Annotated in this window: 16 protein-coding genes and 3 pseudogenes; 12 read left to right on the top strand and 7 right to left on the bottom strand. The window is 70.1% G+C overall.

All coding sequences use genetic code 11. The annotated features are described in order from the left end of the window. Nucleotides 1–14: 14 nt before the first annotated feature. The 6 genes and pseudogenes from ACIOHC_RS20830 to ACIOHC_RS20805 all read left to right on the top strand — a co-directional run bounded on the left by ACIOHC_RS20830 (nucleotide 15) and on the right by ACIOHC_RS20805 (nucleotide 4795). On the top strand, nucleotides 15–98 hold the full coding sequence (locus tag ACIOHC_RS20830) for a putative leader peptide (protein ID WP_350692898.1): 84 nt from the start codon (nucleotides 15–17) through the stop codon (nucleotides 96–98). A gap of 196 nt (nucleotides 99–294) precedes the next feature. Beyond that, nucleotides 295–953 (top strand): annotated as a pseudogene (locus tag ACIOHC_RS20825) (ABC transporter permease). Beyond that, complete coding sequence (locus ACIOHC_RS20820) at nucleotides 926–1735, top strand: ABC transporter ATP-binding protein (RefSeq protein ID WP_351080658.1); 810 nt, start codon at nucleotides 926–928, stop codon at nucleotides 1733–1735. The pseudogene ACIOHC_RS20825 and the gene ACIOHC_RS20820 overlap by 28 nt, the downstream one beginning before the upstream one ends. Next, nucleotides 1666–2253 (top strand): annotated as a pseudogene (locus tag ACIOHC_RS20815) (ABC transporter substrate-binding protein); the annotation flags it as partial. The gene ACIOHC_RS20820 and the pseudogene ACIOHC_RS20815, both read left to right, overlap by 70 nt. Next, nucleotides 2250–3458 carry an LLM class flavin-dependent oxidoreductase gene (locus tag ACIOHC_RS20810; protein WP_389637456.1) on the top strand — a complete coding sequence of 403 codons (1209 nt, stop codon included), beginning with the start codon at nucleotides 2250–2252 and terminating at the stop codon, nucleotides 3456–3458. The pseudogene ACIOHC_RS20815 and the gene ACIOHC_RS20810, both read left to right, overlap by 4 nt. A gap of 200 nt (nucleotides 3459–3658) precedes the next feature. Continuing rightward, nucleotides 3659–4795, top strand: coding sequence for an NAD(P)-binding domain-containing protein (locus ACIOHC_RS20805; protein ID WP_389637454.1), 1137 nt, complete (start codon nucleotides 3659–3661; stop codon nucleotides 4793–4795). 125 nt (nucleotides 4796–4920) lie between these two features. Here ACIOHC_RS20805 and mltG read toward each other — a convergent pair. Together mltG and ACIOHC_RS20795 are read right to left on the bottom strand one after the other, a co-directional pair. Beyond that, nucleotides 4921–5768: pseudogene (mltG, locus tag ACIOHC_RS20800) on the bottom strand (endolytic transglycosylase MltG). 386 nt (nucleotides 5769–6154) lie between these two features. Further along, complete coding sequence (locus ACIOHC_RS20795; RefSeq protein WP_401843432.1) at nucleotides 6155–7960, bottom strand: ABC transporter ATP-binding protein; 1806 nt, start codon at nucleotides 7958–7960, stop codon at nucleotides 6155–6157. A gap of 141 nt (nucleotides 7961–8101) precedes the next feature. Between ACIOHC_RS20795 and ACIOHC_RS20790 the strand changes: the two genes are divergently transcribed. The 5 genes from ACIOHC_RS20790 (at nucleotide 8102) to ACIOHC_RS20770 (ending at nucleotide 17129) form a co-directional block, all read left to right on the top strand. Further along, nucleotides 8102–8545, top strand: a complete 444-nt coding sequence (locus ACIOHC_RS20790) for a MarR family winged helix-turn-helix transcriptional regulator (RefSeq protein WP_401843431.1) — start codon at nucleotides 8102–8104, stop codon at nucleotides 8543–8545. 83 nt (nucleotides 8546–8628) lie between these two features. Further along, nucleotides 8629–11580, top strand: coding sequence for an FAD-binding and (Fe-S)-binding domain-containing protein (locus ACIOHC_RS20785; RefSeq protein WP_401843429.1), 2952 nt, complete (start codon nucleotides 8629–8631; stop codon nucleotides 11578–11580). A gap of 240 nt (nucleotides 11581–11820) precedes the next feature. Next, nucleotides 11821–13275: a Gfo/Idh/MocA family protein gene (locus ACIOHC_RS20780; RefSeq protein WP_401843427.1), complete on the top strand. Its 1455-nt coding sequence runs from the start codon at nucleotides 11821–11823 to the stop codon at nucleotides 13273–13275. Between the two features lie 180 nt (nucleotides 13276–13455). Next, nucleotides 13456–15351: an ABC transporter ATP-binding protein gene (locus ACIOHC_RS20775; RefSeq protein WP_365692386.1), complete on the top strand. Its 1896-nt coding sequence runs from the start codon at nucleotides 13456–13458 to the stop codon at nucleotides 15349–15351. Continuing rightward, a complete protein-coding gene (locus tag ACIOHC_RS20770; protein ID WP_351084766.1) occupies nucleotides 15348–17129 on the top strand; it encodes an ABC transporter ATP-binding protein in 1782 nt (593 codons plus the stop codon). Before ACIOHC_RS20775 ends, ACIOHC_RS20770 begins: the two co-directional genes overlap by 4 nt. A gap of 288 nt (nucleotides 17130–17417) precedes the next feature. On the opposite strand, the gene ACIOHC_RS20765 is transcribed toward ACIOHC_RS20770, so the two are convergent. From ACIOHC_RS20765 to ACIOHC_RS20750, 4 genes are read right to left on the bottom strand one after another with little or no spacing between them, the layout of a single operon-like run. Further along, entirely contained in the window at nucleotides 17418–18302 is an 885-nt protein-coding gene (locus tag ACIOHC_RS20765; RefSeq protein ID WP_365694094.1) for a nucleoside hydrolase, read from the bottom strand. Between the two features lie 55 nt (nucleotides 18303–18357). After that, on the bottom strand, nucleotides 18358–19224 hold the full coding sequence (locus ACIOHC_RS20760; RefSeq protein WP_351084770.1) for a carbohydrate ABC transporter permease: 867 nt from the start codon (nucleotides 19222–19224) through the stop codon (nucleotides 18358–18360). A 4-nt stretch (nucleotides 19225–19228) separates the two neighbouring features. After that, entirely contained in the window at nucleotides 19229–20140 is a 912-nt protein-coding gene (locus tag ACIOHC_RS20755) for a sugar ABC transporter permease (protein WP_365694096.1), read from the bottom strand. Then, nucleotides 20137–21432, bottom strand: a complete 1296-nt coding sequence (locus tag ACIOHC_RS20750; RefSeq protein WP_351084774.1) for an extracellular solute-binding protein — start codon at nucleotides 21430–21432, stop codon at nucleotides 20137–20139. Before ACIOHC_RS20750 ends, ACIOHC_RS20755 begins: the two co-directional genes overlap by 4 nt. 115 nt (nucleotides 21433–21547) lie before the next feature. On the opposite strand from ACIOHC_RS20750, the gene ACIOHC_RS20745 reads away from it, so the two are divergent. Continuing rightward, entirely contained in the window at nucleotides 21548–22606 is a 1059-nt protein-coding gene (locus tag ACIOHC_RS20745; protein ID WP_351084776.1) for a LacI family DNA-binding transcriptional regulator, read from the top strand. 25 nt (nucleotides 22607–22631) lie between these two features. Here the strand turns inward: ACIOHC_RS20745 and ACIOHC_RS20740 are convergent, their stop codons facing one another. After that, nucleotides 22632–23423, bottom strand: coding sequence for a metal-dependent hydrolase (locus ACIOHC_RS20740; protein ID WP_351084779.1), 792 nt, complete (start codon nucleotides 23421–23423; stop codon nucleotides 22632–22634). Nucleotides 23424–23498: the final 75 nt, after the last annotated feature.

The raw sequence follows: 23498 nt of genomic DNA, 5'->3' as shown, positions 1-23498 counted from the left end.
CTACGTTCGGCGCCATGTTCCGTTCAGCCCTGCTCACTTCGCGCGGTCACATCGACCTGCTGCGGGTGGCCTCCGCCGCCTGTCGCCGCGGTTGCTGACGTTCTTTCGGATCCTCCCTCTTCGGTGACCGGCCGCCCGTCCCCTCAGCTGTACGTGCTTGTTCGCACGTGCCCCGGCACAAGCCGCACCATCGACCGCGAGCCGTAGCCGCCGTGCCGTGATCACGGCAGCGGTTCACATACGCGTGCGGCCGGGTGTGGCTCCCCCGTCCGTGGACTGCTCAATGGAGCCCTCATGACCACCGGCCATGCTCTCGTCCCACCGGATATGTCCTCAGAATGCGATGGACAATCTGTGCTGTCCGCTCGCCGGTCGCTCGATCTGGAGCCGCTCGTACCGGCTTCCGCCCGAGGTGTACGCCTGCGAGCGGTACCCCGTTGGATACGGCGTGCCGTAGGGCCGCTGTTGCTTCTCGCGCCGTGGCAGGTGCTCAGCGCCACCGGAGTCCTGCACCCCGATGTGCTGGCGTCGCCCGGCGCCATCGCCCGTGCCGGATCGGATCTGATCGCCGACGGGACGCTGCCGTCGGCGATGGGGATCTCGTTGCAGCGGGTGGTGTTGGGCTGGCGCTCGGGGGTGTTGCCGGAACGGCGCTCGCGCTGGTGTCCGTCTCACGGCTGGGCGCGGCACGTGGTGCTGCCGGGCGCACTGCCCGGGGCGATGACGGGGCTGCGCCATTCACTCGCCACAGCATGGCTGGCTCTGGTCTTCGGTGAGTCCGTCAACGCCGATGCCGGGATCGGCTTCCTGATGAATCAGGCCGGGAGTTCTTCCGTACCGATGTCGTCGTCGTCTGCCTGGTCGTCTGTGCCTTCCTCGGTCTCGCCGCCGATGTCATCGTCCGCGTTCTCGAAAGGCTGCTGCAATGGCGACCGACGTTCACGGGCCAGTGAGTTCGAGCGCTCCGGCCACCAGCCCGGAGATCGCCGTGCGGGTCGAGGGACTGACCCGTTCCTTCGACGGCCGGGCCGTCATCGACGGGCTCGATCTCAGCCTGCACGCCGGCGACTTCACCGCGCTCCTCGGCCGCAGCGGCTGCGGGAAGTCGACTCTGCTGCGGGTACTCGCCGGGCTGGACCGGGAGATCGAGGGCACCGTGCTCGTACCGAGGCGGCGGGCGGTCGCCTTCCAGGCACCTCGGTTGATGCCGTGGAAGCGGGTGTGGCGCAATGTGCTGTTCGGGCTGCCCGGAAGGCCCGAACGGGCGCTGGAGGAACGTGCGTTGATGGAAGTCGGCCCCTCGGAGCGGTCCGGCGCATGGCCCAGGACGCTCTCCGGGGGAGAGGCGCAACGCGCCTCTCTGGCTCGGGCGCTGGTCCGCGAGCCCGATCTGCTGCTGCTCGACGAACCGTTCGGCGCGCTGGACGCGTGGACCCGGATCAGGGCTCAGCGACTGGTGGCCGAACTCTGGCAGCGGCGCGGCTGCGCCGTCCTGCTGGTCACGCATGACGTGGACGAGGCGCTGCTGCTGGCCGACCGTGCGCTGGTGATGCGGGACGGAGTCATCGCATACGAGACGCCCGTCGCCCTGGACCGGCCGCGCGCCGTCGGCGGCCCCGCGTTCGGTGCGCTGCGCTCCCGGCTGCTGACCGAGCTGGGCGTCGACAGAGCAGCCCCGCCCACTACCAGCTGGTCGCCTCGCTGCGGAAGGCGGGACTCGGAGTCACGGACGTGAAGCTGAAGTACCTTCAGCCGACCGATGCGCCGGCCGCGTTCAGCCGGCGCAAGGTCGATGCCTGGGCCATCTGGGATCCGTACACCTCTCAGGTGCTCCGTGGCGCGAAGGCCCGGGTGCTGACCACCGGCGAAGGTGTGGTGAACGGCCTCAGCTTCCAGGTGGCCTCGCCCTCCGCGTTGAAGGACGGCAGGAAGTCCAAGGCCATCGGCGACCTGCTGCTCCGCCTGCAGCGGGCGCAGGACTCGGTGTTCACACACCCAAAGGCGTGGGCGAAGGAGACCGGGCTGCCCTACGAGGTGGCCCTGGACGCGGTCGAGCGCAGTCACGGGACCAGGGTGCCCGTTGCCGTCGACCCTGACGCGATCGCTTCCGAGCAGGCGATCGCCGACATCTTCTTCGATCTGAAACTCATTCCTCGGCGCTTCTCCTTCAAGGACTACGTCGACACCCGCTTCAACCGTGATCTGCCCCCGTCCTCCACGACTCCCCGCTCGTACCGAAAGGCCACGTCATGAATGTTCATCTGCACTGGTTCCTGCCCACCGGCGGTGACGGCCGTACGCTCGTCGACCGGCACGCATACAACGACGGCGGGATCAAGCGGAACCGGATCACCCCGGTGAGCGGGGTGCGCGCGCCCGACATCGAGTATCTGACGCAGATCGCCAAGGCCGCCGAACAGCTGGGGTTCGAGGCTGTGCTGACACCCACGGGGACCTGGTGCGAGGACGCCTGGCTGACGACGGTCGCCCTGGCTCAGCACACCGACCGGCTCAAGTTCCTGGTGGCGTTCCGTCCGGGTGTGATCTCGCCGGTGCTCGCCGCGCAGATGGCGGCGACGTATCAGCGGATCACCAGGGGACGGTTGCTGCTCAATGTGGTGACGGGTGGCGACTCGACGGAGCAGCGGCGCTTCGGCGACCATCTGGACCACGACCGGCGCTATGCGCGGACCGCGGAGTTCCTCTCGGTGGTGCGGGGTGCGTGGAGCGGACGGCCTGTTGATTTCGACGGTGAGCACTACCGGGTGGAAGGCGGACTGACCGCGCTGCCGCCGGACCCGCTGCCGGACATCTTCTTCGGTGGGTCGTCGGCGGCTGCGGGGCCGGTGGCCGCCGCGCACGCCGATGTCTATCTGACCTGGGGCGAGCCCCCGGCGGCGGTGAAGGAGAAGATCGACTGGATCCGTGGACTGGCGCGGGAGCAGGGCCGAACGGTCCGTTTCGGTATCCGGCTGCACACCATCTCCCGCGACTCCTCGCGCGAGGCGTGGGCGACGGCCAACCGGCTTCTGGGCGATCTCGATCCCGAGACGATCGCCGCCGCTCAGCAGGCGTTGGGGCGGAGCGAGTCGGTCGGGCAGCAGCGGATGCTGGCGCTGCACGGCGGCTCACGCGACAAGCTGGAGATCGCGCCGAATCTGTGGGCGGGTGTCGGTCTGGTACGGGGCGGTGCGGGCACCGCGCTGGTCGGAAGTCATGCGGAGGTCGCCGACCGCATCGAGGAGTACCACGCGCTGGGTGTGGAGCACTTCGTACTGTCCGGATACCCGCATCTGGAGGAGGCGTACTGGTTCGGCGAGGGCGTGACACCCGAGCTGGCGGCGCGCGGTCTGCTCTCCACCGTCCCGGCGTCGCCGCTGCTAGGGGTGCCCGCCGCGAACGGCCGGCCCGCGTCCGCGCCGGGCGGGGCTCCGCTGCTGGTCGCCGGCGGCCGGTGAGCCCGGTCGGGGTGGTGAACCGGTCGGGAGTTCGTCGGAGCGGTGAGCCGGCCTGCCTGTGCGGTCGGGCGGCCGAAGCGGTCGGGGAGGTGAATCGGTAGGGCGGTGTCCCGGTCGGCGGGCCGGGCCGTGGGAGCCGGTGAGCTGGAATCGTGGCCGCTCCCGGGAAGATCCGCACCCCCGGACAAGTTGGTAGAAGCGTGAACAACTTCGGGGCGGCTTCAGCACGGACGGTCGATGTCGTCGTAGTGGGCGCCGGGCAGGCAGGATTGTCCGGCGCCTACCACCTGCGACGTGTCGGCCTGGAACCCGACCGCGACTTCGTCGTGCTCGATCACGCCCCGCGCCCCGGCGGGGCCTGGCAGTTCCGCTGGCCCTCACTGACGTACGGCAAGGTCCATGGCATGCACGCCCTGCCCGGCATGGAGCTCACCGGAGCCGATGACGGCCGGCCCTCGTCCGAAGTGATCGGCGAGTACTTCGACACCTATGAGCGCACCTTCGACCTGCGGGTTCACCGGCCGGTCGAGGTGAGCGCGGTGCGTGAGGGCGGGGGCGGGCGGCTGCTCGTCGAGACGTCCGAGGGTACGTATGCCACCCGCGCCCTCATCAACGCCACCGGCACCTGGGACCGGCCGTTCTGGCCGCGCTACCCGGGCCAGGGGACCTTCCGGGGGCGGCAGCTGCACACCGCGAACTACCCGGGGCCCGACGAGTTCGCGGGGCAGCGCGTGGTGGTGGTCGGTGGCGGAGCCTCCGGTACGCAGCATCTGATGGAGATCGCCGAGGTGGCGGCGGAGACGTACTGGGTGACCCGTCGGCCGCCGGTCTTCCGGGACGGGCCGTTCGACGCGGACCAGGGGCGGGCCGCCGTGACCATGGTGGAGGAGCGAGTACGGCGCGGGCTGCCGCCGCGGAGTGTGGTGAGCGCGACCGGGCTGCCGCTCACCGACGCAATCCGGCGCGCCCGCGAAAAGGGTGTCCTCGACCGGTTGCCGATGTTCGACCGGATCACGCCGACCGGGGTCGCCTGGGACGACGGCCGTACGGTCGAGGCCGATGTCATCGTCTGGGCGACCGGGTTCCGGGCGGCCATCGATCATCTCGCGCCGTTGAAGCTGAGGGAGCCGGGCGGCGGCATCCGGGTCGAGGGCACGCGGGCGGTGCGGGACGGACGGATCCACCTCGTCGGGTACGGGCCGTCCGCCAGCACGATCGGCGCCAACCGGGCCGGGCGGGCAGCGGTGCGTGCGATCACACGGCTGCTGGACGAGCCGGAGGCGGGGAGGGGCACAGGGAGAGGGACGGACGAAGAGTTCGCCCCCGCCGTGGTGTGACGGCACGGGTGCCGACCGCGCCGACGTGACAGCACGGGTGCCGACCGGACGTGGGCGACAGCGGCGGGTATCGACGGCCCGGGTGCCCAGGTACCGAGTTGCTCGGCCCTCAGGTCCTCCGGAGCTCAGCCGCTGGACGCGCTGCGGCGGTTGCGGTTGAACTCCGCCACGTTCCTCTGCTGTTCCGCGTAGCTGCTGGTGAAGCGCGTGTCCCCCGGCGCGACCGTGACGAAGTACAGCCACGGTCCGGGTGTGGGGGTGATCGCCGCCGTCGTCGCCTGCTCCCCCGGATTCCCGATGGGTGTGGGCGGCAGCCCCCTGCGCTCATAGCCGTTGTACGGGCTGTCGATCTTCGTGTCGCCGGTGGTGGTGTCCAGGGAGCTGCGGTTCAGGGCGTAGTTGAGCGTGGAGTCCATCTGGAGCGGCATGCCCCGGTCGAGCCGGTTGCAGATGACTCTGGCGACCTTGCCCATGTCGTGGTCGGTGGCCGCTTCGGCCTGCACGATGCTGGCGATCGTCACCGTCTGGTAGACGGAGACCCCATTGCGTCGCGCACCCGTGGTGATGTGGTCCGCGCCGAATCGCTCGACCGCCGTGTCGACCATGTACCTGAGCAGTCCTTGCGGGGTGGTGCGGGAGGTGACGGGGTAGGTCGCCGGGAAGAGGTAGCCCTCGGGGTTGCCGTTCGCCTCGGCCGGCAGCGGCAGATCCGCCGCCGCGGCGGCCTTCTCCGTGGTGCCGGACGCGACGGACAGGGCCCGGTCGACCGCGGCGTACACCTGGGACGCCCGCCGGCCTTCGGGGATCACGAGGGGGCGCGCCCGCTCGACCTTGGCCCCCGTGTCAGCAACGGTACGAGGATCGCTGCCGCCACGACGAGAACGAGGACGAGGACGATGAACAGCGCCAGGCGCCCGCGGCGCGGGGCAGGGTGCGTGTGGTGCGGCGGGCTGTCCGGGGACTCGTTCACCATGCGGGCACGCTATCCCGCCGCCCGGAATCCAGAACCGGTCGACACGGCCCCTGCCACCCGCGACAGAACACACGAACAAGGGATCGGATGTTCGCTGGAACGCGTGATCGTTTCGCTATTCGTTGCTCAACTCCCCCGCGAAAGATGATGATTACGGGGCGCAAGCAACGGGCTGCAGACCGCGACTGCGCTGTCCCACAGATTGCACCACGTACAAGGAGAAACACCGGATGAACCTCATCACCAACCTGCTCGCCGGCATCGTCCACTTCGTGGGTTGGCTCGTCTGACCATTGCTCCGCACGACGCCGTCGCTCCCTGTCCCACGGGAGCGGCGGCGTCGCCGCGTGTTCAGGCCTCGGCCGGGGTGCGTCTGGGCCCGCCGATCAGCTTGCCGCGGGAGCCAGTTGGGTGTCCCGCCGCACCAGGGCGGCGTAGCGGCCGTCCCGGTGAAGGAGTTCGTCGTGGCTGCCCCGCTCCGCCGTACGGCCGCCGTCCAGCACGATGATCTGTTCGGCGTCGCGGACGGTGGAGAGCCTGTGCGCGATGGTGATGGTGGTGCGCCCCGCGGAGAGGGCGTCGATCGCCTCCTGCACGGCGAACTCCGTTCGGGTGTCGAGGGCGCTCGTCGCCTCGTCGAGCACCAGGACGGGAGGGTCGCGCAGGATCGTACGGGCGATGGCGAGACGCTGCTTCTCACCGCCGGAGAAGCGGTAGCCGCGTTCACCGACCAGGGTGTCGTAGCCGTCGGGCAGTGAGGCGATGTGGTCGTGGATCTGCGCCGCACGGGCGGCCGCCTCGATCTCGGCGTCGGTCGCATCGGGTTTGGCGAAGCGCAGGTTGTCGGCGACCGAGGCGTGGAAGAGGTAGGTCTCCTGGGAGACCACGCCCACGGCTCGTGCCAAGGTGTCGAAGTCGAGGTCGCGCACGTCGACCCCGTCGAGCGTGACCCGGCCGCCGGTGACGTCGTAGAGCCTGGGAACCAGGTAGCTGAGCGTGGACTTTCCGGAACCGGTGGGCCCGACGACCGCCAGGCTGCCGCCGGCCGGCACGGTCACATCGATGCCGCTGAGCGTCGGGCCGCTCTTCTCGTCGTAGCTGAAGTCGACGTCCTCGAAGCGGATCTCACCGCGGATCTCTTCCAACCGGACGGGGTTCTCCGGCTCGGTGATGTCCACATCGAGGTCGAGGTACTCGAAGATCCGCTGGAAGAGCGCGAGGGACGTCTGCATCTCCACCCCGGTGGAGAGCAGGCTCACGGCGGGGCGGAAGAGGCCCTGCTGGAGCGAGACGAAGGCGACGAGCGTGCCGATGGAGACGGCGGGACCACCGGACTGCAGGGCGAGTCCCGCCGCCCAGTAGATGACGGCGGGCATGGCGGCCATGACGATGCCGATCGTCGACATCCGCCACCGCCCGGCCATGCTGGAGCGCACTTCGAGGTCGACCAGCTTCTCGGACTCCTCGGCGAAGCCCTTGGTGAGGGAATCCGCCCGGCCCATCGTCCGGCCGAGCAGGATGCCGCTGACGGAGAGCGACTCGGTGACCGTGGCCGCCATGGCGGCCATCTGCTTCTGACGGCGAGTGGTGATCTTCTTGCGTTCGCGGCCGACCCGGCGGCTGATCCAGACGAAGACCAGCAGCAGGAGCAACGAGACCAGGGTGAGCCGCCAGTCGAGCGCCAGCATGGCGACGACCGTGGCGACGACCGCGGTGAGATTGGAGACCAGCGACGTCGCCGTCGACGTGACGGTCGCCTGCATGCCGCCGATGTCATTGGCGATGCGGGACTGCACCTCACCGGTGCGGGTCCTGGTGAAGAAGGCGAGCGGCATCCGCTGCAGCTGGGCGTAGACCGCGGTGCGCAGATCATGCATGACGCGCTGGCCGACCGTGGTGGAGATCAGGGTCTGCAGGACGCCGAAGACGCTGTTCATCACGGCGGTGAGGATCATGCCGAGGGCGAGCAGCGACAGCAGTCCCGTACGCCCCTGCGGGATGGCGGTGTCCAGGATCTCGCGCAGCAGGAACGGCGAGGCGACCGACACCAGCGACGAGGCGCCGACGAGCAGTCCGACCAGGGCGAGCCGGCCTCGGTAGGGATGGAAGAGAAGCAGGATGCGGCGCAGCTCGGCGGGCGGGCGGCGCTCGTCCCGGGGCGGTGGTGTCCAGGTGATTTCGTCGGGTTTCATGGGCTCCTTCGTCGGGCTCGACAGCGCGGCCTCGATGCCGGGTGATCGGATGCCACGACGCGGATCCGGCACTCGGATTTTGAGAGCATAGCTCATTGTTACCTATACTCACAATGCACAAGATCCTGATATTGTTCCTCCATGGACTCCTCCGACGCCGACGGCGTGCTCGCCGAACAGCTGCTGCGGGTGACCCGCAGGCTCCAGCGGATTCAGAGCCGCCAGCTGGAGCCGATCGGTATCACTCCCGCGCAGTTCCGACTGCTGCGCACCGTCGCCCACTACGACGGTCCGCCCCGGATGGCGGATCTCGCGCAGCGCCTGGATGTCGTCCCGCGCGCCGTGACCAGCCTGGTCGACGGCCTGGAGGCGAGCGGACGGGTCCGTCGCGCCCCCGATCCGGACAGCCGCCGGGTGGTCCGGATCGAGATCACCGAGGAGGGCCTCGCCACGCTCCGGTCGCTGCGCGACGCGCGCCGGGCCGCCGCAGAGGAGATCCTGGCTCCATTGACCGCCGATCAGCGCGAGGTGCTCGGCGGGCTGTTGTCCGCCCTGGTCGACGGGATGCCGCAGCGCCGCTGCTGAACCGCGCGCCCGCGCGCACCCGAGGGGTGTAGCGCGTGCCGCCGCTGTACCGAACCGAACAGAACAGCCGAGGAGAGCCCGACATGCCACTGCTGGAGCCGAAGCCGGAAGCACTCCGCCCCGGTGCGGTGCGTACTCCGTCCCCGGACCGGGTCCCCGACCGACAGGCTCCGGGTACGCCGGAACCGCTGCGCGGCGAGCTGATCGACCTGCTGGGGCCGGAGAAGGTGCTGTGGAAGGTCTCCGACCTGGTGAAGTACGCCTCCGACGCCAGCCCCTACCGGTTCGTCCCCCAGGTCGTCGTGGTCCCGGAGGACATCGACGACATCTCGGCGATCCTGTCGTACGCGCACGGCAAGGGACGCGAGGTCGTCTTCCGGGCGGCCGGCACCAGTCTGAACGGCCAGGCCCAGGGTGAGGACATCCTCGTCGACGTGCGCCACCACTGGGCGGGAATCGAGGTGCTGGACGACGGCGCGCGGGCCCGCATCCGGCCGGGGACGACGGTCCTGCGGGCCAACGCCGCCCTCGCCCGGCACGGACGGCTGCTGGGGCCCGACCCGGCCAGCGCGATCGCCTGCACGATCGGCGGAGTCGTCGCCAACAACGCCTCCGGAATGACCGCGGGAACGACCCGCAATTCATACCGAACCGTCTCCTCCCTGACCTTCGTGCTGCCGAGCGGCACGGTCGTCGACACGGCTGACCCCGCGGCGGACGAGGACCTGGCCCGTGCCGAACCGCAGCTGTGCGAGGAACTGCTGGCGCTGAAGGCGGAGATCGAGGGCGACGCCGGGCTCACCGCCCGGATCCGCGCCAAGTACGAGATCAAGAACACCAACGGCTACCGGCTCGACGCCTTCCTGGACGGCTCGACGCCCGTGCAGATCCTGCGTGGCCTGATGGTCGGCTCCGAGGGCACCTTCGGCTTCATCTCCGAGGTCGTGTTCGACACCCTGCCCCTGGACCGCCGTGTCTCCACCGCTCTGCTCTTCTTCCCCTCCCTCACCGCGGCGGCGGCCGCTGTGCCCCGGTTCAACGAGGCGGGGGCGATCGCCGTCGAGCTGATGGACGGCAACACGCTCCGCGCGTCGGTGAGCGTCCAGGGTGTGCCTGCGGACTGGGCCGAGCTGCCCAAGGAGACCGCGGCGCTGCTGGTGGAGTTCCGTGCTCCCGACGAGGCGGGGCAGGAGGTGTACGAGCGGGCGGCGGCAGCCGTGGTCGAGGGGCTCGACCTGGTCGCCCCCGTGGCCTCGGTGACCAATGGGTTCACCCGCGACGCCAAGGTCATCTCGGGCTACTGGAAGGCCCGCAAGGCGTTCGTCACCGCGGTGGGCGGCTCCCGTCCCTCGGGCACGACGCTGATCACGGAGGACTTCGCGGTGCCGCCCTCCCGGCTGGCCGACGCCTGCGAGGCCCTGCTCGCGCTCCAGGCGGAGCACGGCTTCGACGCCGCCGTGGCCGGTCACGCGGCGCACGGCAATCTCCACTTCCTGCTCGCCTTCGACGCGGCGAAGCCGTCCGACGTCGATCGGTACGCCGCGTTCATGGACGACTTCTGCCGGCTGACGGTGGAACGCTTCGACGGCTCCTTGAAGGCGGAGCACGCCACCGGCCGCAATATCGCCCCCTTCCTGGAGCTGGAGTGGGGCCCGAAGGCCACCGAGCTGATGTGGCGCACGAAGCAGATCATCGACCCCGACGGGGTTCTGGCGCCGCGGATCGTCCTGGACCGCGACCCGAAGGCCCATCTGCGGGGGCTGAAGACCATCCCCGAGGTCGAGCTGATCGCCGACCCCTGCATCGAGTGCGGCTTCTGCGAGCCCACCTGCCCCAGTCATGACCTGACCACCTCACCGCGACAGCGCATCGTGCTGCGCCGGGAGATGATGCGACAGCCCGGCGGTTCACCGGTGGAGGAGCGGCTGCTGGACGCCTACGGCTACGACGCCGTCGACACCTGTGCCGGCGACTCGACGTGCAAGCTCGCCTGTCCGGTCGGCATCGACACCGGTGCCATGATGAAGGACTTCCGTCACCAGCGGCACTCCCCGCGCGAGGAGCGGATCGCGGCACTCACGGCGAAGAACTTCAAGGCGGTCGAGGCGGCGGCACGGCTCGCCGTCGCCGCCGCCGACCGGATCGGCGACCGGATCGGCGACGGGCCGCTGGAGACCATCACCGGACTGGCCCGTAAGGCCGTACGCCCGGACCTCGTGCCCGAGTGGCTGCCCGAGATCCCCGGCGCCGCCGCGCGGAAGCTGCCCCGCACCTCCCGCGTCGGGGCGAGCGCCGTCTACTACCCGGCGTGTGTCAACCGCATCTTCGGCGGTCCCGAGGGCCATCGTGGCCCGTCGCTGCCGCAGGCCGTCGTCGCCGTCTCCGCTCGTGCCGGGAAGCCGGTATGGATCCCGGACGACGTCGCGGGGACCTGTTGCGCAACGATCTGGCACTCCAAGGGCTACGACGAGGGCAACACCGTGATGGCCAACCGCATCGTGGAGGCGGCCTGGGGCTGGACTGCGGGTGGAAAGCTGCCGCTGGTCGTCGACGCCTCGTCGTGCACACTGGGCATCGCGCATGAGGTGGTGCCCTATCTCACCGACGACAACCGCGAGTTGCACCGGGAGCTGACCATCGTCGACTCCCTCGTCTGGGCGGCCGACGAACTGCTTCCGAAGCTGACAGTTCTCCGCAAAATCGATTCGGCAGTCCTGCACCCGACGTGTTCCATGCAGCATCTGAACGACGTGGAGCAGCTGCGCACGGTCGCGGAGGCCTGCGCCGAGGAGGTCGTGATCCCCGACGACGCCGGGTGCTGCGCCTTCGCGGGTGACCGGGGCATGCTGCACAAGGAACTGACGGCCTCCGCGACGGCGAAGGAGTCGGCCGAGGTCAACACGCGGGAGTACGACGCGTATCTCTCGGCCAACCGCATGTGCGAGATCGGCATGGACCGGGCCACCGGGCACTCGTACTACTCGGTGCTGATGGAGTTGGAGCGGGCCACGCGGCCGGGGGCCGTCGTTCGGTGATCACCGTGGTCGTCCGGTCGACCGGCTCGGCCACGGTCGGCCGCCGGGCCTGACGAAGTCCGCAAGCGCCGGGTGGGCTCGGATTCCGAGCCCACCCGGCGCTTGCGTGTGCACGAAAGTCCATGGTTTCGGAGCAGGAGTCCAATCACTCCCCTTGCGCATCAACAGCCTCGACTACCAAGGTCCTTGGCGAGGTTCATTCACCAGCCGCGCACGTCAGACCCCCCTTCTGGAGGATCGATGAACGACGCAGCACAGCAGAACGACGGTACGCAGGACGGCGACGAAGGCTCGATGAGCCGCCGCTCGGTCCTGTGGACGACCGCCTCGGTGGCCGGCGCCGGGCTCGGACTCGGCGGTCTCGGCAGCGGCACCGCAGCCGCCGCCACGCCCGGTCGGGGCCCGGAAGCCGCTGTCACGGAACAGGCGGCCGCTCCGAAACGCCAGGGGCGCACCATGGTGGGAGTGCCGTTCGACCGGCGGTCCACCGTCCGGGTCGGCATGGTCGGCCTCGGCAACCGTGGCGGCAGCATGATCGACCTCTTTCTCGCCGTCAGCGGCGTACAGGTCGTCGCCGTCTGCGACCCGGTCAGGGCCAAGGCCGAAAGGGCGGCGGCGAAGGTGACCGCCGCCGGTCAGCCGGCACCCGCCGTCTACACCAACGGCGAGGACGACTACGAGAATCTCTGCAAGCGCGGGGACATCGACTTCGTCTATGTGGCGACGCCCTGGGACTTCCACTTCGAGATGGCGAAGACCGCCATGCTGAACGGCAAGCATGTCGGCGTGGAGTGTCCGATCGCCCTCCGGCTCGACCAGCTCTGGGAGTTGGTCGATCTCTCCGAACGCACCAGACGCCACTGCATGCAGCTGGAGAACTGCTGTTACGGGCAGAACGAGATGCGGGTGCTCCGCATGGCGCACGCCGGGCTCTTCGGTGATCTGCTGCACGGCGCGGGCGCGTACAACCACGATCTGCGTGGCCTGATGTTCGACCCGAAGTACTACGAAGGTCCCTGGCGCAGGCTGTGGCACACCAGGTTGCGGGGCGATCTCTACCCCAACCACGGCTTCGGTCCGGTCGCCAACTACATGGACCTCAACCGCGGCGACCGTGCGGTGAGCATCACCAGCGTCGGTTCACCGTCCCTGGGGCTCGCCGAGTACCGCGAGAAGAACATGCCGGCCGGCGATCCGAGCTGGAAGGAGACCTATATCGAGAGCGACCGGACGATCAGCCTCGTCCAAACCGCCAAGGGACGGGTCATCCGTCTGGAGCACGACGTGTCCACTCCGCATCCGTACTCGCGGATCAACAGCCTCGGCGGTACGAAGGGGGTCTTCGAGGACTACCCGGCCCGCATCTACATCGAGCCCGACCACACGGACGACAACTGGGGCGACTTCTCCAAGTACGCCCAGTGGGACCACTGGCTGTGGAAGGAGCACGCCAACCCGCCCGGCGGACACGGCGGCATGGACTACATGCTGGTGTTCCGGCTGATGCAGTGCATGCGGCTCGGCCTCGTTCCCGATTTCGACGTGTACGACGCGGCGACGTGGACGTCGCCCGTGCCGCTCAGTCATCAGTCCATCAAGGCGAAGGGCGCCCCTCAGCAGATCCCGGACTTCACGCGCGGTGAGTGGAAGAAGGCCCGCTCCGGCATGGATTCGGAGAATCCGGAGAAGGGCTGACCGGCCGGCACCACGGGATGCGGGCCCGGCTCCAGCGAGCCGGGCCCACATCCCGACGGTCTCACGGCCATGGCGCGATTCACGCCGTTCACGGAGAAAATCAATTGCTCCGACGGACGTCCCGGAGAGAGCCTTGCACGGTTTGAGTCATTCAACGAACAAACCGACACATGGGACGTCATGCACATTCGCGATCTTCCGTACTCGGATCCTGGCGATCCCGACGTCCGGTCGGGGCCACGCTTCCTGCTCTGGCTCGGCCGCAGCCAGCTCGGCGGTCAGTTCAAGGCCATGTCCTGGGGCCTGTTGCACCAGTGTTCCCTGGCCGGACTGCCACCTGCCATCGGCTTCGCCGTACAGGCCGTCGTCGACCGGTCGGGCAGCCGGCTCGCGTGGGCGGGCGGCCTGATCGCCGTCCTGGGTGTGCTGATCGCACTGGGCGACACCATGCTCCACCGGACCGCCATCACCAACTGGATCACCGCCGCCGCGCGTGTTCAGCAACTGCTGGCCCGCAAGACCGCGGAACTCGGCTCGGCGTTGACCCGCCGGGTCGCCGCGGGCGAGGTCGTCGCGGTCTCCACCGGCGACGTCGAGAAGATCGGCTGGTTCGTCGAGGCGCTGTCCCGCTTCGCCGCGGCCGCGGCCGCCCTGGTGCTGATCTGTGTGGGGCTCATCCTCTATCTGCCGTCGCTGGGCATCCTGGTGACACTCGCCATGCCGTTGCTGGCCCTGGCGGTTCTGCCGCTGCTCCCCCGGGCCACCCGGCGCGCCGACCTCCAGCGGGAGAAGGCGGGCAAGGCGACCGAGTTGGCCTCGGACACCGTCGCCGGGCTGCGGGTGCTCCGCGGGATCGGCGGTGAGGAGCTGTTCCTCGGCCGCTACCGACGCGCTTCCCAGGAGGTCCGCAAGGCCGCGGTGCGCAGTGCCCGGATGTGGTCACTGATCTCCGCGATCCAGGTGCTCCTGCCCGGCGTGCTGCTCATCTCGCTGGTCGTGTACGGGGCGACGCTGGCCCGCGACGGCAGGATCCAGGTCGGTCAGCTGGTCACGGTGTACAGCGCGGCGACGCTGTTGCTGTTCCCGCTGCGCCACTTCGAGGAGATCGCGATGGCGTACTCCTTCTCGCGCCCCTCCGCCAAGCGTGCGGTACGGGTGCTCTCGCTGCACCGCACGGACCGGCCGTCGACCCTCGACGCCACCCCGGTCGGCGACCTGTACGACCCGGTCACCGGGCTGATGGCCCCGGCCGGTCTGTTCACCGCGGTGGTCTGTGGCGATCCGGACGAAGCGGGACGGCTGGCCGAACGGCTGGGCGGACACGCTCAGGCGGAAGCGGACCGGGGCACGGACATGGTCACGACGGAGGACGGAACGCGGAGCGGACCGGCTGCCGGAACGGACGGCGCCGAGGACGACATGGCGGCGGCGCAGCACCCCCCGTCCGTCCTCCTCGGTGGAGTGCCGCTGGACGAACTCCCGCTGTCCTCCGCCCGGACGGCGGTGCTGGTCCAGGACAAGGACCCGGTCCTGCTCTCCGGCACACTGCGTGAGCTGCTCGATGTTCCCTCGTCCGGCCGGGTGAGCGCCGAGGACGCGCTGTCCGCCGCCCAGTGCGGTGATGTGCTGGACTCGTTGGCGCAGGCGTCCGTGACCACGGACGGCGGCCCGATGACGACACGCATCACCGAGCGCGGGCGTTCGCTCTCGGGCGGTCAGCGCCAGCGGCTCGCCCTGGCCCGTTCGCTGGTGACCGACCCGGAGGCGCTGATTCTCGACGAGCCGACCTCCGCCGTCGACTCGCACACGGAGGCCCGGGTCGCCGCCGGAATCAAGGCACTGCGCCAGGGGCGTACCACGGTCGCCTTCGCCTCGTCGCCGCTGCTGCTCGACCTGGCGGACCGGGTGGTACTGGTGCACGAGGGCGTCGTCGCCGCAGTCGGCGCACACCGTGAACTGCTGCACACGGACGCCCGCTACCGGGCGGTCGTGACGCGCGAGACGGACGACGAGATCGCGGCCCTGGCCTCCCAGGGCACGCTCAGGACGATCGAGGAAATCGAGGAACGGGCATGATCGGCGTCGCAGAACCGACGTACGACCCGGCCGCGCCGGAGTCGGCGACGACCCTGCCGGTCGGCACTCCCGCGACCGTACGAGGCTATGTACGGGATCTGCTGGGGCGCCATCGCAGGCCGTTCGCCGTGCTGGTCACGTTCAACGCCATCGCGGTGATCGCCTCGATCGTCGGCCCGTATCTGCTGGGCGGACTGGTCGAGGACCTCTCCGACGGCGTCACCGACCTCCATCTGGAGCGCACCGCCGGAGTGTTCGCGCTCGCGCTGATCGTGCAGACCGTCTTCACCCGGATGATGCGTCTGCGCAGCGCGATGCTCGGCGAGGAGATGCTGGCCGATCTGCGCGAGGACTTCCTCGTACGGTCGGTGGGTCTGCCACCGGGTGTGCTTGAGCGGGCCGGGACGGGGGATCTGCTCTCCAGGATCACCACGGACATCGACCGGCTGGCCAACGCGATGCGCGAGGCCGTGCCGCAACTGGCGATCGGCGTGGTGTGGGCGGGGTTGCTGCTGGCCGCGCTGACGGCGACGGCTCCGCCGCTGGCCCTGTCGGTGCTGATCGCCCTGCCCGTCCTGATCATCGGCTGCCGCTGGTACTTCGAACGGGCGCCGTCCGCGTACCGTTCGGAGGCCGCGGGGTACGCGGCGGTCGCGGCGATGCTCGCGGAGACCGTGGACGCCGGGCGGACCGTGGAGGCGCACCGTCTGGGTGCGCGCAGGGTGATGCTGTCGGACCGGCGGATCAAGGAGTGGACGGCTTGGGAGCGGTACACACTGTTCCTGCGTTCCGTTCTCTTCCCCGTCATCAACACCACCTATGTGACGATTCTCGGTGCGGTGCTGATGCTCGGCGGCTGGTTCGTCATCGAGGGCTGGCTGACCGTGGGGCAGTTGACGACGGGTGCGCTGCTGGCGCAGATGATGGTCGATCCGATCGGCCTGATCCTGCGCTGGTACGACGAGTTGCAGGTCGCTCAGGTGTCACTGGCGCGGCTGGTCGGCGTGCGGGACATCGAACCGGACGCGGGCGACGCGGAGGTGATCCCGGACGGCCGGGACGTTCGGGCCGACCAGGTGCGCTTCGGCTACCGCGCCGGGGTCGACGTTCTGCACCGCGTGTCGCTGGACGTGGCACCGGGTACACGCCTCGCGCTGGTCGGCCCGTCCGGGGCCGGCAAGTCCACGCTGGGCCGGCTGCTGGCCGGCATCTACGCGCCACGGACCGGTGAAGTGAAGCTCGGCGGTGCGGAGTTGTCGCACATGAAGGCCGAGCACGTACGTACGCATGTGGCACTGGTCAATCAGGAGCACCATGTGTTCGTCGGTTCGCTGCGGGACAACCTCCTGCTGGCCCGAGCCGGTGCCGAGGACGCCGAGCTGTGGGCGTCGCTCGCGGCGGTCGACGCGGACGGCTGGGCGAAGACGCTGGAGAAGGGATTGGACTCCGAGGTCGGCTCCGGCGGCCTGGCACTGACGCCCGCTCAGGCACAGCAGATCGCACTGGCCCGGCTGGTACTGGCCGATCCGCACACCTTGGTACTGGACGAGGCGACGTCGCTGCTGGACCCGCGGGCCGCCCGGCACCTGGAGCGGTCGCTGGCCCGGGTGCTGGACGGTCGTACGGTCGTGGCGATCGCCCACCGGCTGCACACCGCGCACGACGCGGATGTGATCGCGGTGGTGGAGGGCGGCCGGATCAGTGAACTGGGCAGCCATGACGAGCTGGTGGCGGCGGACGGCGCCTACGCGGCGCTGTGGCGGTCCTGGCACGGCTGAGGCGCGATCACGTTCGATGTGCCGTACGGAGCCCCGCCCGCCGAACCGGTCCCGGCGGCCGACCGGTCGGCCGGTCCCTCGCTCCCGGTGACCTCGCCGCCGTGACGGTCGGGCCCGTGCGCCCCCGCCGACGAGGTCCTCGTCGGCGGGGGCGCGAACCGGTTGCCCCGGGCGGCCCGGTCGCTGTCCTGCGCGGTGCGAACGGCCGGGGGCCGTACCACCGGGAGCACCGGCCGAACCGGCCACGGCCGCATCGCTGCCGGTCCCGCCGCGCCCGGCGGCTGGTGCTCAGTCGCGCCGGGAGGCCCGGACGATGCGGGCGACGATCTCCTCCGCGACGGCCTCCATGTCGGCGTCCACGACGAGGTCGACGTTTCCGTCCGGGTCGGCCGTGAAGACGGTCAGCCCTTCGTCGGTGACCTCGACCGTGCCGCGCCGGGTGGTGTAGAGGTCGGGACGCAGCAGGGAGAGCACCGTGATCGGGTCGTGCGGGACGCTCCACGGTTCGCCGGTGAAGCCGGTCCAGGCGTCGATCTCGCGGGCGAGTGCGGCACCGTAGGCGCCGGCTTCCCGGATCGCTTCGATACCGGGCCGTTCGACGCGCAGCCGGGTGGTGATGTCCAGGCCGGTGACGACGGTGCGGATGCCGGAGCCGAACACGATGCGGGCGGCCGTGATGTCGCTGACGATGTTGTGCTCGGCCTTGGCCCCGGGCCCGAAGCTGCCGCCCATCATGTACAGGGTGCGTACGCCTGCGGCGAAGCGGTCGTCGAGGCGGATCGCGCGGGCGATGTTGCCCAGCGGGGCGATGGCGATGACATCGGTCGCGCCGGGCCGCGCGAGGACGGAGTCGACGAGGAAACGGTCCGCGGCCACGGTGTCGCGTACCGGTTCGGTCTCCAGGTCGGTGAAGGCCCTGCCCTCGTGCCCGGCCCACCAGACCTCCTTGCCGGAGAGGGTCTCGGTGGCTCCGGGGACGACGGTGAGGTCGTGGCCGGCGAGGGCGCCGAGCCGGTGTGCGAGCCGGGCCCGGAGCAGGGTGTCGCCGTAGACGGTGGTGATGCCGGTGATGCGGGCCTCGGGCGAGCCGAGCAGCACGCCGAGGGCGAGTGCGTCGTCGACGTCGCTGCCGATGTCGGTGTCCAGGAGGATGTGGGCGAGGGGATGGGTCATGGTGTTCCTCGGGTCGTGGGGATGGGTTTCGTCGGCCGGCCGGTTCGGCCGGAGGTCACTTGAGGCCGCTGCCCGCGATCGACTGTGTGAAATACCGCTGCAGGCGCAGCAGGACGACGAGCGGGATGACGGTCAGGACGACGGCGGCGGCGAACACCTGGCCGTAGTCGACGACCATCTGGCCCTGGAGGGTGCCGAGTGCGATCGGGCCGAGTTGCTTGTCCGGTTCGGTGCCGACGAGCAGCGGCCACATGTAGGACTGCCACTGGAAGGTGAACAGGGTCAGTCCGGCGCCGATCAGCGCGGGCCGCGACAGGGGCACGTGGATCCGCAGGAGGATGCCCCACCAGCCGAGCCCGTCCATGCGGGCGGCCTCGACGAGTTCGCGCGGAATCGCGAGGAAGAACTGGCGCAGCAGGAAGATCGCGAGGCCGTTGCCGATGCCGGGCAGGACGAGTCCGGCATAGGTGTTCTGCAGACCCCAGTCGCGGAAGACGTCCGAGAGCGGGATCGCTATGGCGTCGAAGGGGATCATGAAGCTGAGCAGGATCACGGCGAAGACGAGCCCGCGGCCTCGGAAGGTGAAGACCGAGAGCGCGAACGCGGCCATCGCCGAGAGCAGCAGCCCGAGCAGGACGGTGGCGGCGGCCACGCCGATGGAGTTGAGCACGGCGCGGCCGAAGTCGCCCTGGAAGAGCGTCACATAGTTGTGCAGCGTGGCATCGGTCGGAATCAGGCTGCTCCAGGAGAGCCGGTCGAGTCCGGCCAGGACCTTGTCGCCGGGGCGGAGCGATCCGGTGAGCACCCACAGGAGCGGGAGGGCGAAGAGCACGCCGATGACGACGGCGGTGACGAGCGGCATGTGTCTGAGCGCGAAGGGGCGGCGCCCCGTCGGCTGCTGGGAGGCGGTGGTTGTCTTCATCGGTTCACTCCTCGCCCTTGCCCCGCATCATCCGGAACTGGACGGCCACGACCGCGAGGGTGATGGCGACGAGCACCACCACTTCGGCCTGGGCGAAATTGATGTCGCCGACGCTGTAGGCGCGGCGGAACACGTCGTACATCATGAGATCGGTCGAGCCGTCGGGACCGCCGCGGGTCAGCAGTTGCACCGGGGCGAACACCAGGAAGTTGGCGACGGTGTCGGCGACCAGGACGAAGGCGATCGGGCGGCGCAGCAGCGGCAGTGTGACATGGACGAACCGCTGCCAGGCGGTGGCGCCGTCGACCGCGGCCGCGTCGTAGCACTCCTGCGGGATGTCCTGGAGTCCGGCGATCAGGAACATCATCCAGTAGCCGACGCCGACCCAGGACATCAGCACGATGACGGCGAAGAGCGCCTGTTGCGAGCTGGTGAGAAAGGGCTGTGGCGGAATGCCCATCGTGCCGAGGACGGCGTTGAGCGGCCCTTCGGGGCGGTAGAGGATGCCCCAGATGACCGCGGAGACGGCCGGCGGTACGGCGATGGGTGCGAAGACCAGCGACCGCCAGAAGCGGACGCCCGCGAAGCGGCGGTTCAGCAGGACGGCGAGGCCGAGTGCGATGAGCACCTGGAGCGGGTTGATGACCAGGCTGAACAGCAGCGTGACGCGGACGCTCTGCCAGAACTGGCTGTCGGCGAAGAGGTCCGCGTAGTTGTCGAAGCCGACGAAGGTGGTGGCGTCGTCGACGAGGCTGTGGTGGCGCAGGCTGCTGATGACCGCCATCGCGGCGGGCAGCAGTCGCAGTACGACGAGGGCGAGCAGCGCGGGTGCCAGGAAGTACAGGGCGGTCCGGCCCTGCGAGGCGGGGCGGCGGCGCGGGGAGCGCTTCTGGGGCCGTGGGGCCGTGGTGGTCATCGCAGTCGCTCCCAGGTACGCACCAGTTCCCCGGATGCCTTGACCAGCCGGGGTTCCACGGCCGAGCCGTTGCGGATGTCGGAGAAGGCGGAGCCCATGACGGTCTCGAACTGGGTGTAGCCGATGCTGCGAGGCCGGCTGACGGCGGTGTGCGCGAGTTCGTACCGCATGATCGTGGCCACGCCTGCGGTGCTCCTGGTGGCCTTGTGCTCCAGGTCCGCCGCGTAGCGCTCGAAGGCCGCGCGGTTGGACGGGATGAGCGGGGACGCCTCGACGGTTTGCAGGCTGCCGCCGGTGGTGAGCGCGGCGTACTCCATGAACCGCAGCGCCGCGTCGGGGTGTTGGGCGTACGGGTTCACTCCCCAGGACCAGGAGTCGGTGGGGGTGACGGCACGTCCCTCGGCGAACTTCGGCTGCGGCGCGGTGCCCCAGGTGAAGTCCTTCAGTCCGGCGAAGGCGCCGAGGTTCCAGGGGCCGCCGACGAAGAACGGCACCCGGCCGGAGGTGAAGAGCGAGGAGAGCTGATAGGAGGGGATGCCGCGGGGTGAGGAACCGTCGGCGAAGAGCGTCCGGTACCAGTCGAGGGCGTCGATCCAGCCCCGGGTGGTGACGGCGGGGGTGAGCATGTCCTCGCCGGTGATGCCCGAGCCGCCGTGCAGGGACTCGACGAGCGGCTGGAGCCCGTAGTAGAGGTCGGTCTGTTCCAGCAGCAGGGCGTGGTCGGCACCGGCCCGTTCCATGGTGCGGCGGCCGACGCTCTTGGTCCGCTCCCAGCTCCAGCGGTCGGCGGGGGCCGCTCCGGGCAGGGGTGCGCCGGCCCTGGTCAGCAGGTCCGCGTTGTAGAAGAGGTACTGGGTGGACGTCCAGATCGGCAGCGAGCGGAGCCTGCCCTGCCAGGAGCTGACCCCGTACTGCTCGTGGGTGACGGCGGCCCTGGCCCGGTCGGCGATCGGAGTGAGGTCGGTGAGGAAGCCGCGCGCGCTGAGTGCCGGTACGCGGGGCTGGTCGACGGCGTACACGTCGATCGCGTCGTCCTTCGCGGAGAGCCGCAGCTGGAGGACGTCACCGAGTTGGTCCGGCGGTACGGGGGTGTAGTCGATCCGCAGGTCGGGATTGGCCCGCTCGAAGCCTCGGATGACCGCCCGGAACGTCTCGGGGGTCTCCGGGCCGAGGAACCGTACCGCTGTTCTGCCGTCCGCCGGACGACCGCCCGAGCAACCCGCCAGGACCGCGGCCGACGCCGCGCCGAGCGCGGCACCGAGCACGGTTCTGCGGCTTGGAGAGCTCGTCATACGGCTCTCCGGCCTGCGATGGACATCAAGCCTCCAAAACGTTTTGCATCCCTGACACGGCGCATGCGCGGCGCGATCGCAAGCACCATACAAAACGTTTTGCACAATGGATAGAGTGACCTCGAACACCAGGACAACATTCCTGGACGACAGCGGGAGGCCGATGGTGCAGGGCGGGAGCCGGGTCAAGATCGTGGATGTCGCGTCCGAGGCGGGCGTCAGCGTCACCACGGTCTCCCATGTGCTGAGCGGCCGACGCCCCGTGTCGGCCACCACCCGCGCCCGGGTCGAGGACGTCATACAGCGCCTCGGTTACCAGGCCGACCCGTCGGCGCGCGGCCTGCGCACCCAGCGCACCCGCACCCTGGGGCTGGTCGTCCCGGACATCACCAACCCGTTCAACACCTCGATCGCCGCGGGCATGCAGGAGATCGCCCTGGCCCACGAGTACCTGACGGTGGTCTGCGAGGCCCCCATGGACGGCCCGCACCTGCCCGCGGTGATCCGGCAGCTGGTGGCGCGCCGCATCGACGGCATCGTGATCGGCCGGTACGGCGCCACCAAGCGCGACCTGGACCGCGTCGTGGCGTCGGGATCCAAGCTCGTGCGGCTCGGAGGGCGGCTGGAGCCGGCGCTCGGCGATGTGGTCAGGGCCGCCGAGACCGAGGGAATGCACGACCTGGTCAGCCATCTGGTGGGCCGCGGCTACCGGCGGATCGCGTTCATCGGCGGCACACCGGGGGTGGAGCCGGGCGGCGAGCGGTTCACGGGCTACCGCAAGGCCCTGGAATCGGCCGGGCTGCCGGTCACGGACGAGCTCGTCGTCTGGACCGGCTTCACCCGCGAGGGCGGGCGAGCCGGGGCCGCGGCCGTGCTGAACGCGGCGCAGCGCCCGGACGCCGTGGTGTGCGCCAACGACCTGATCGCGATCGGCGCACTGGACACGGCACGGGCCGCCGGGCTGCGCGTGCCGCACGACGTGGCGATCACCGGGTACGACGACATCGAGGCGGCCTCACTGGTCTCCCCCGCGCTCACCACCGTGCTCAACCCGGCCCGCGAGATCGGGCGTTCGGCCGCACAGCTGCTGGTCGACCGCCTCGACGGGGACGGCGCGGGGGCGGCCAGGGAGATCGTCCTGGCCCACCGGCTGGTACCGCGCGAGTCCGCCTGAGCGCACCGGGTGCCGGACGCGGCGGTCAGATGAAGTTCAGCGCCGCCGCTCCGCCCAGTCCCCCGAGCACCATGAAGGCGGGCATCAGCACCTTCAGCTCCACCCAGCTGCCGGCCCTGAACCGCATGCCCTTCGGCGGCCCGATCGGGTACCAGCGCTTGCGGCCCAGCGGTATGGGCCACAGGATCGGGCAACCGGAGACGGTCAGCGCGTCACCGATGTCGTGGACGAGCGCCCCGAGCACGATCGGCAGCCCGAGCCACAGATACTCCTGGCCCGGGGCGCTGAACAGCCAGTCCGAGCCGTTGCCCGGCTTGTCCAGGACACCCGCCAGTATCCAGGCGCTGGTCGCGCCGAGCAGCCACACCAGGACATCGCTGGACATCCGGGCGGCCCGCCACAGCAGCCCTTCGACAGCGAGCACCAGGTGGACGAAGAGGATCGCCAGAACCGCCCACCGACCACCGGTGATCGCCGCGCCGGAGGCCCCGGCACCGATCAGGACCGCCCAGAGCCAGGTGTGGGTCAGCGTCCGGTGACCGCCGTTGCGGCGCGGATCGCCGGACCCCCGGGTCGCCTTGTAGACCGCGTGCGAAAGCTTGTCGACGATCTCGCAGAGCCCCCTGGAGACCGGCCCGAAGGCGCGCGAGATCGTGGCGGACTTGTGGTCGAGGTCCGGTGCGAGCGCCGCCCCGGCGGTGATCAGGGCGCCGACGACCAGGACGGGCCACGGCATCGCGTGGCCGGCGGCCGCCGCCGCCGCGCCCACCCCCAGCCAGGCCGCCGCCCCTGACAGAGAATGTGCCGGTCCCATCATGGTTCTTCCCGCCCCCAAAGTCGTCCTGCCGCCATTGCCGCCCAGGCACGGCCGAGTTGAGTGGGCAGCGTATCG

This window comes from Streptomyces sp. NPDC088252, from assembly GCF_044740965.1.
GTDB lineage: Bacteria > Actinomycetota > Actinomycetes > Streptomycetales > Streptomycetaceae > Streptomyces.
The sequence above is the reverse complement of the archived record's forward strand: the minus strand, read 5'-3'. Positions and strand labels throughout refer to the sequence as shown.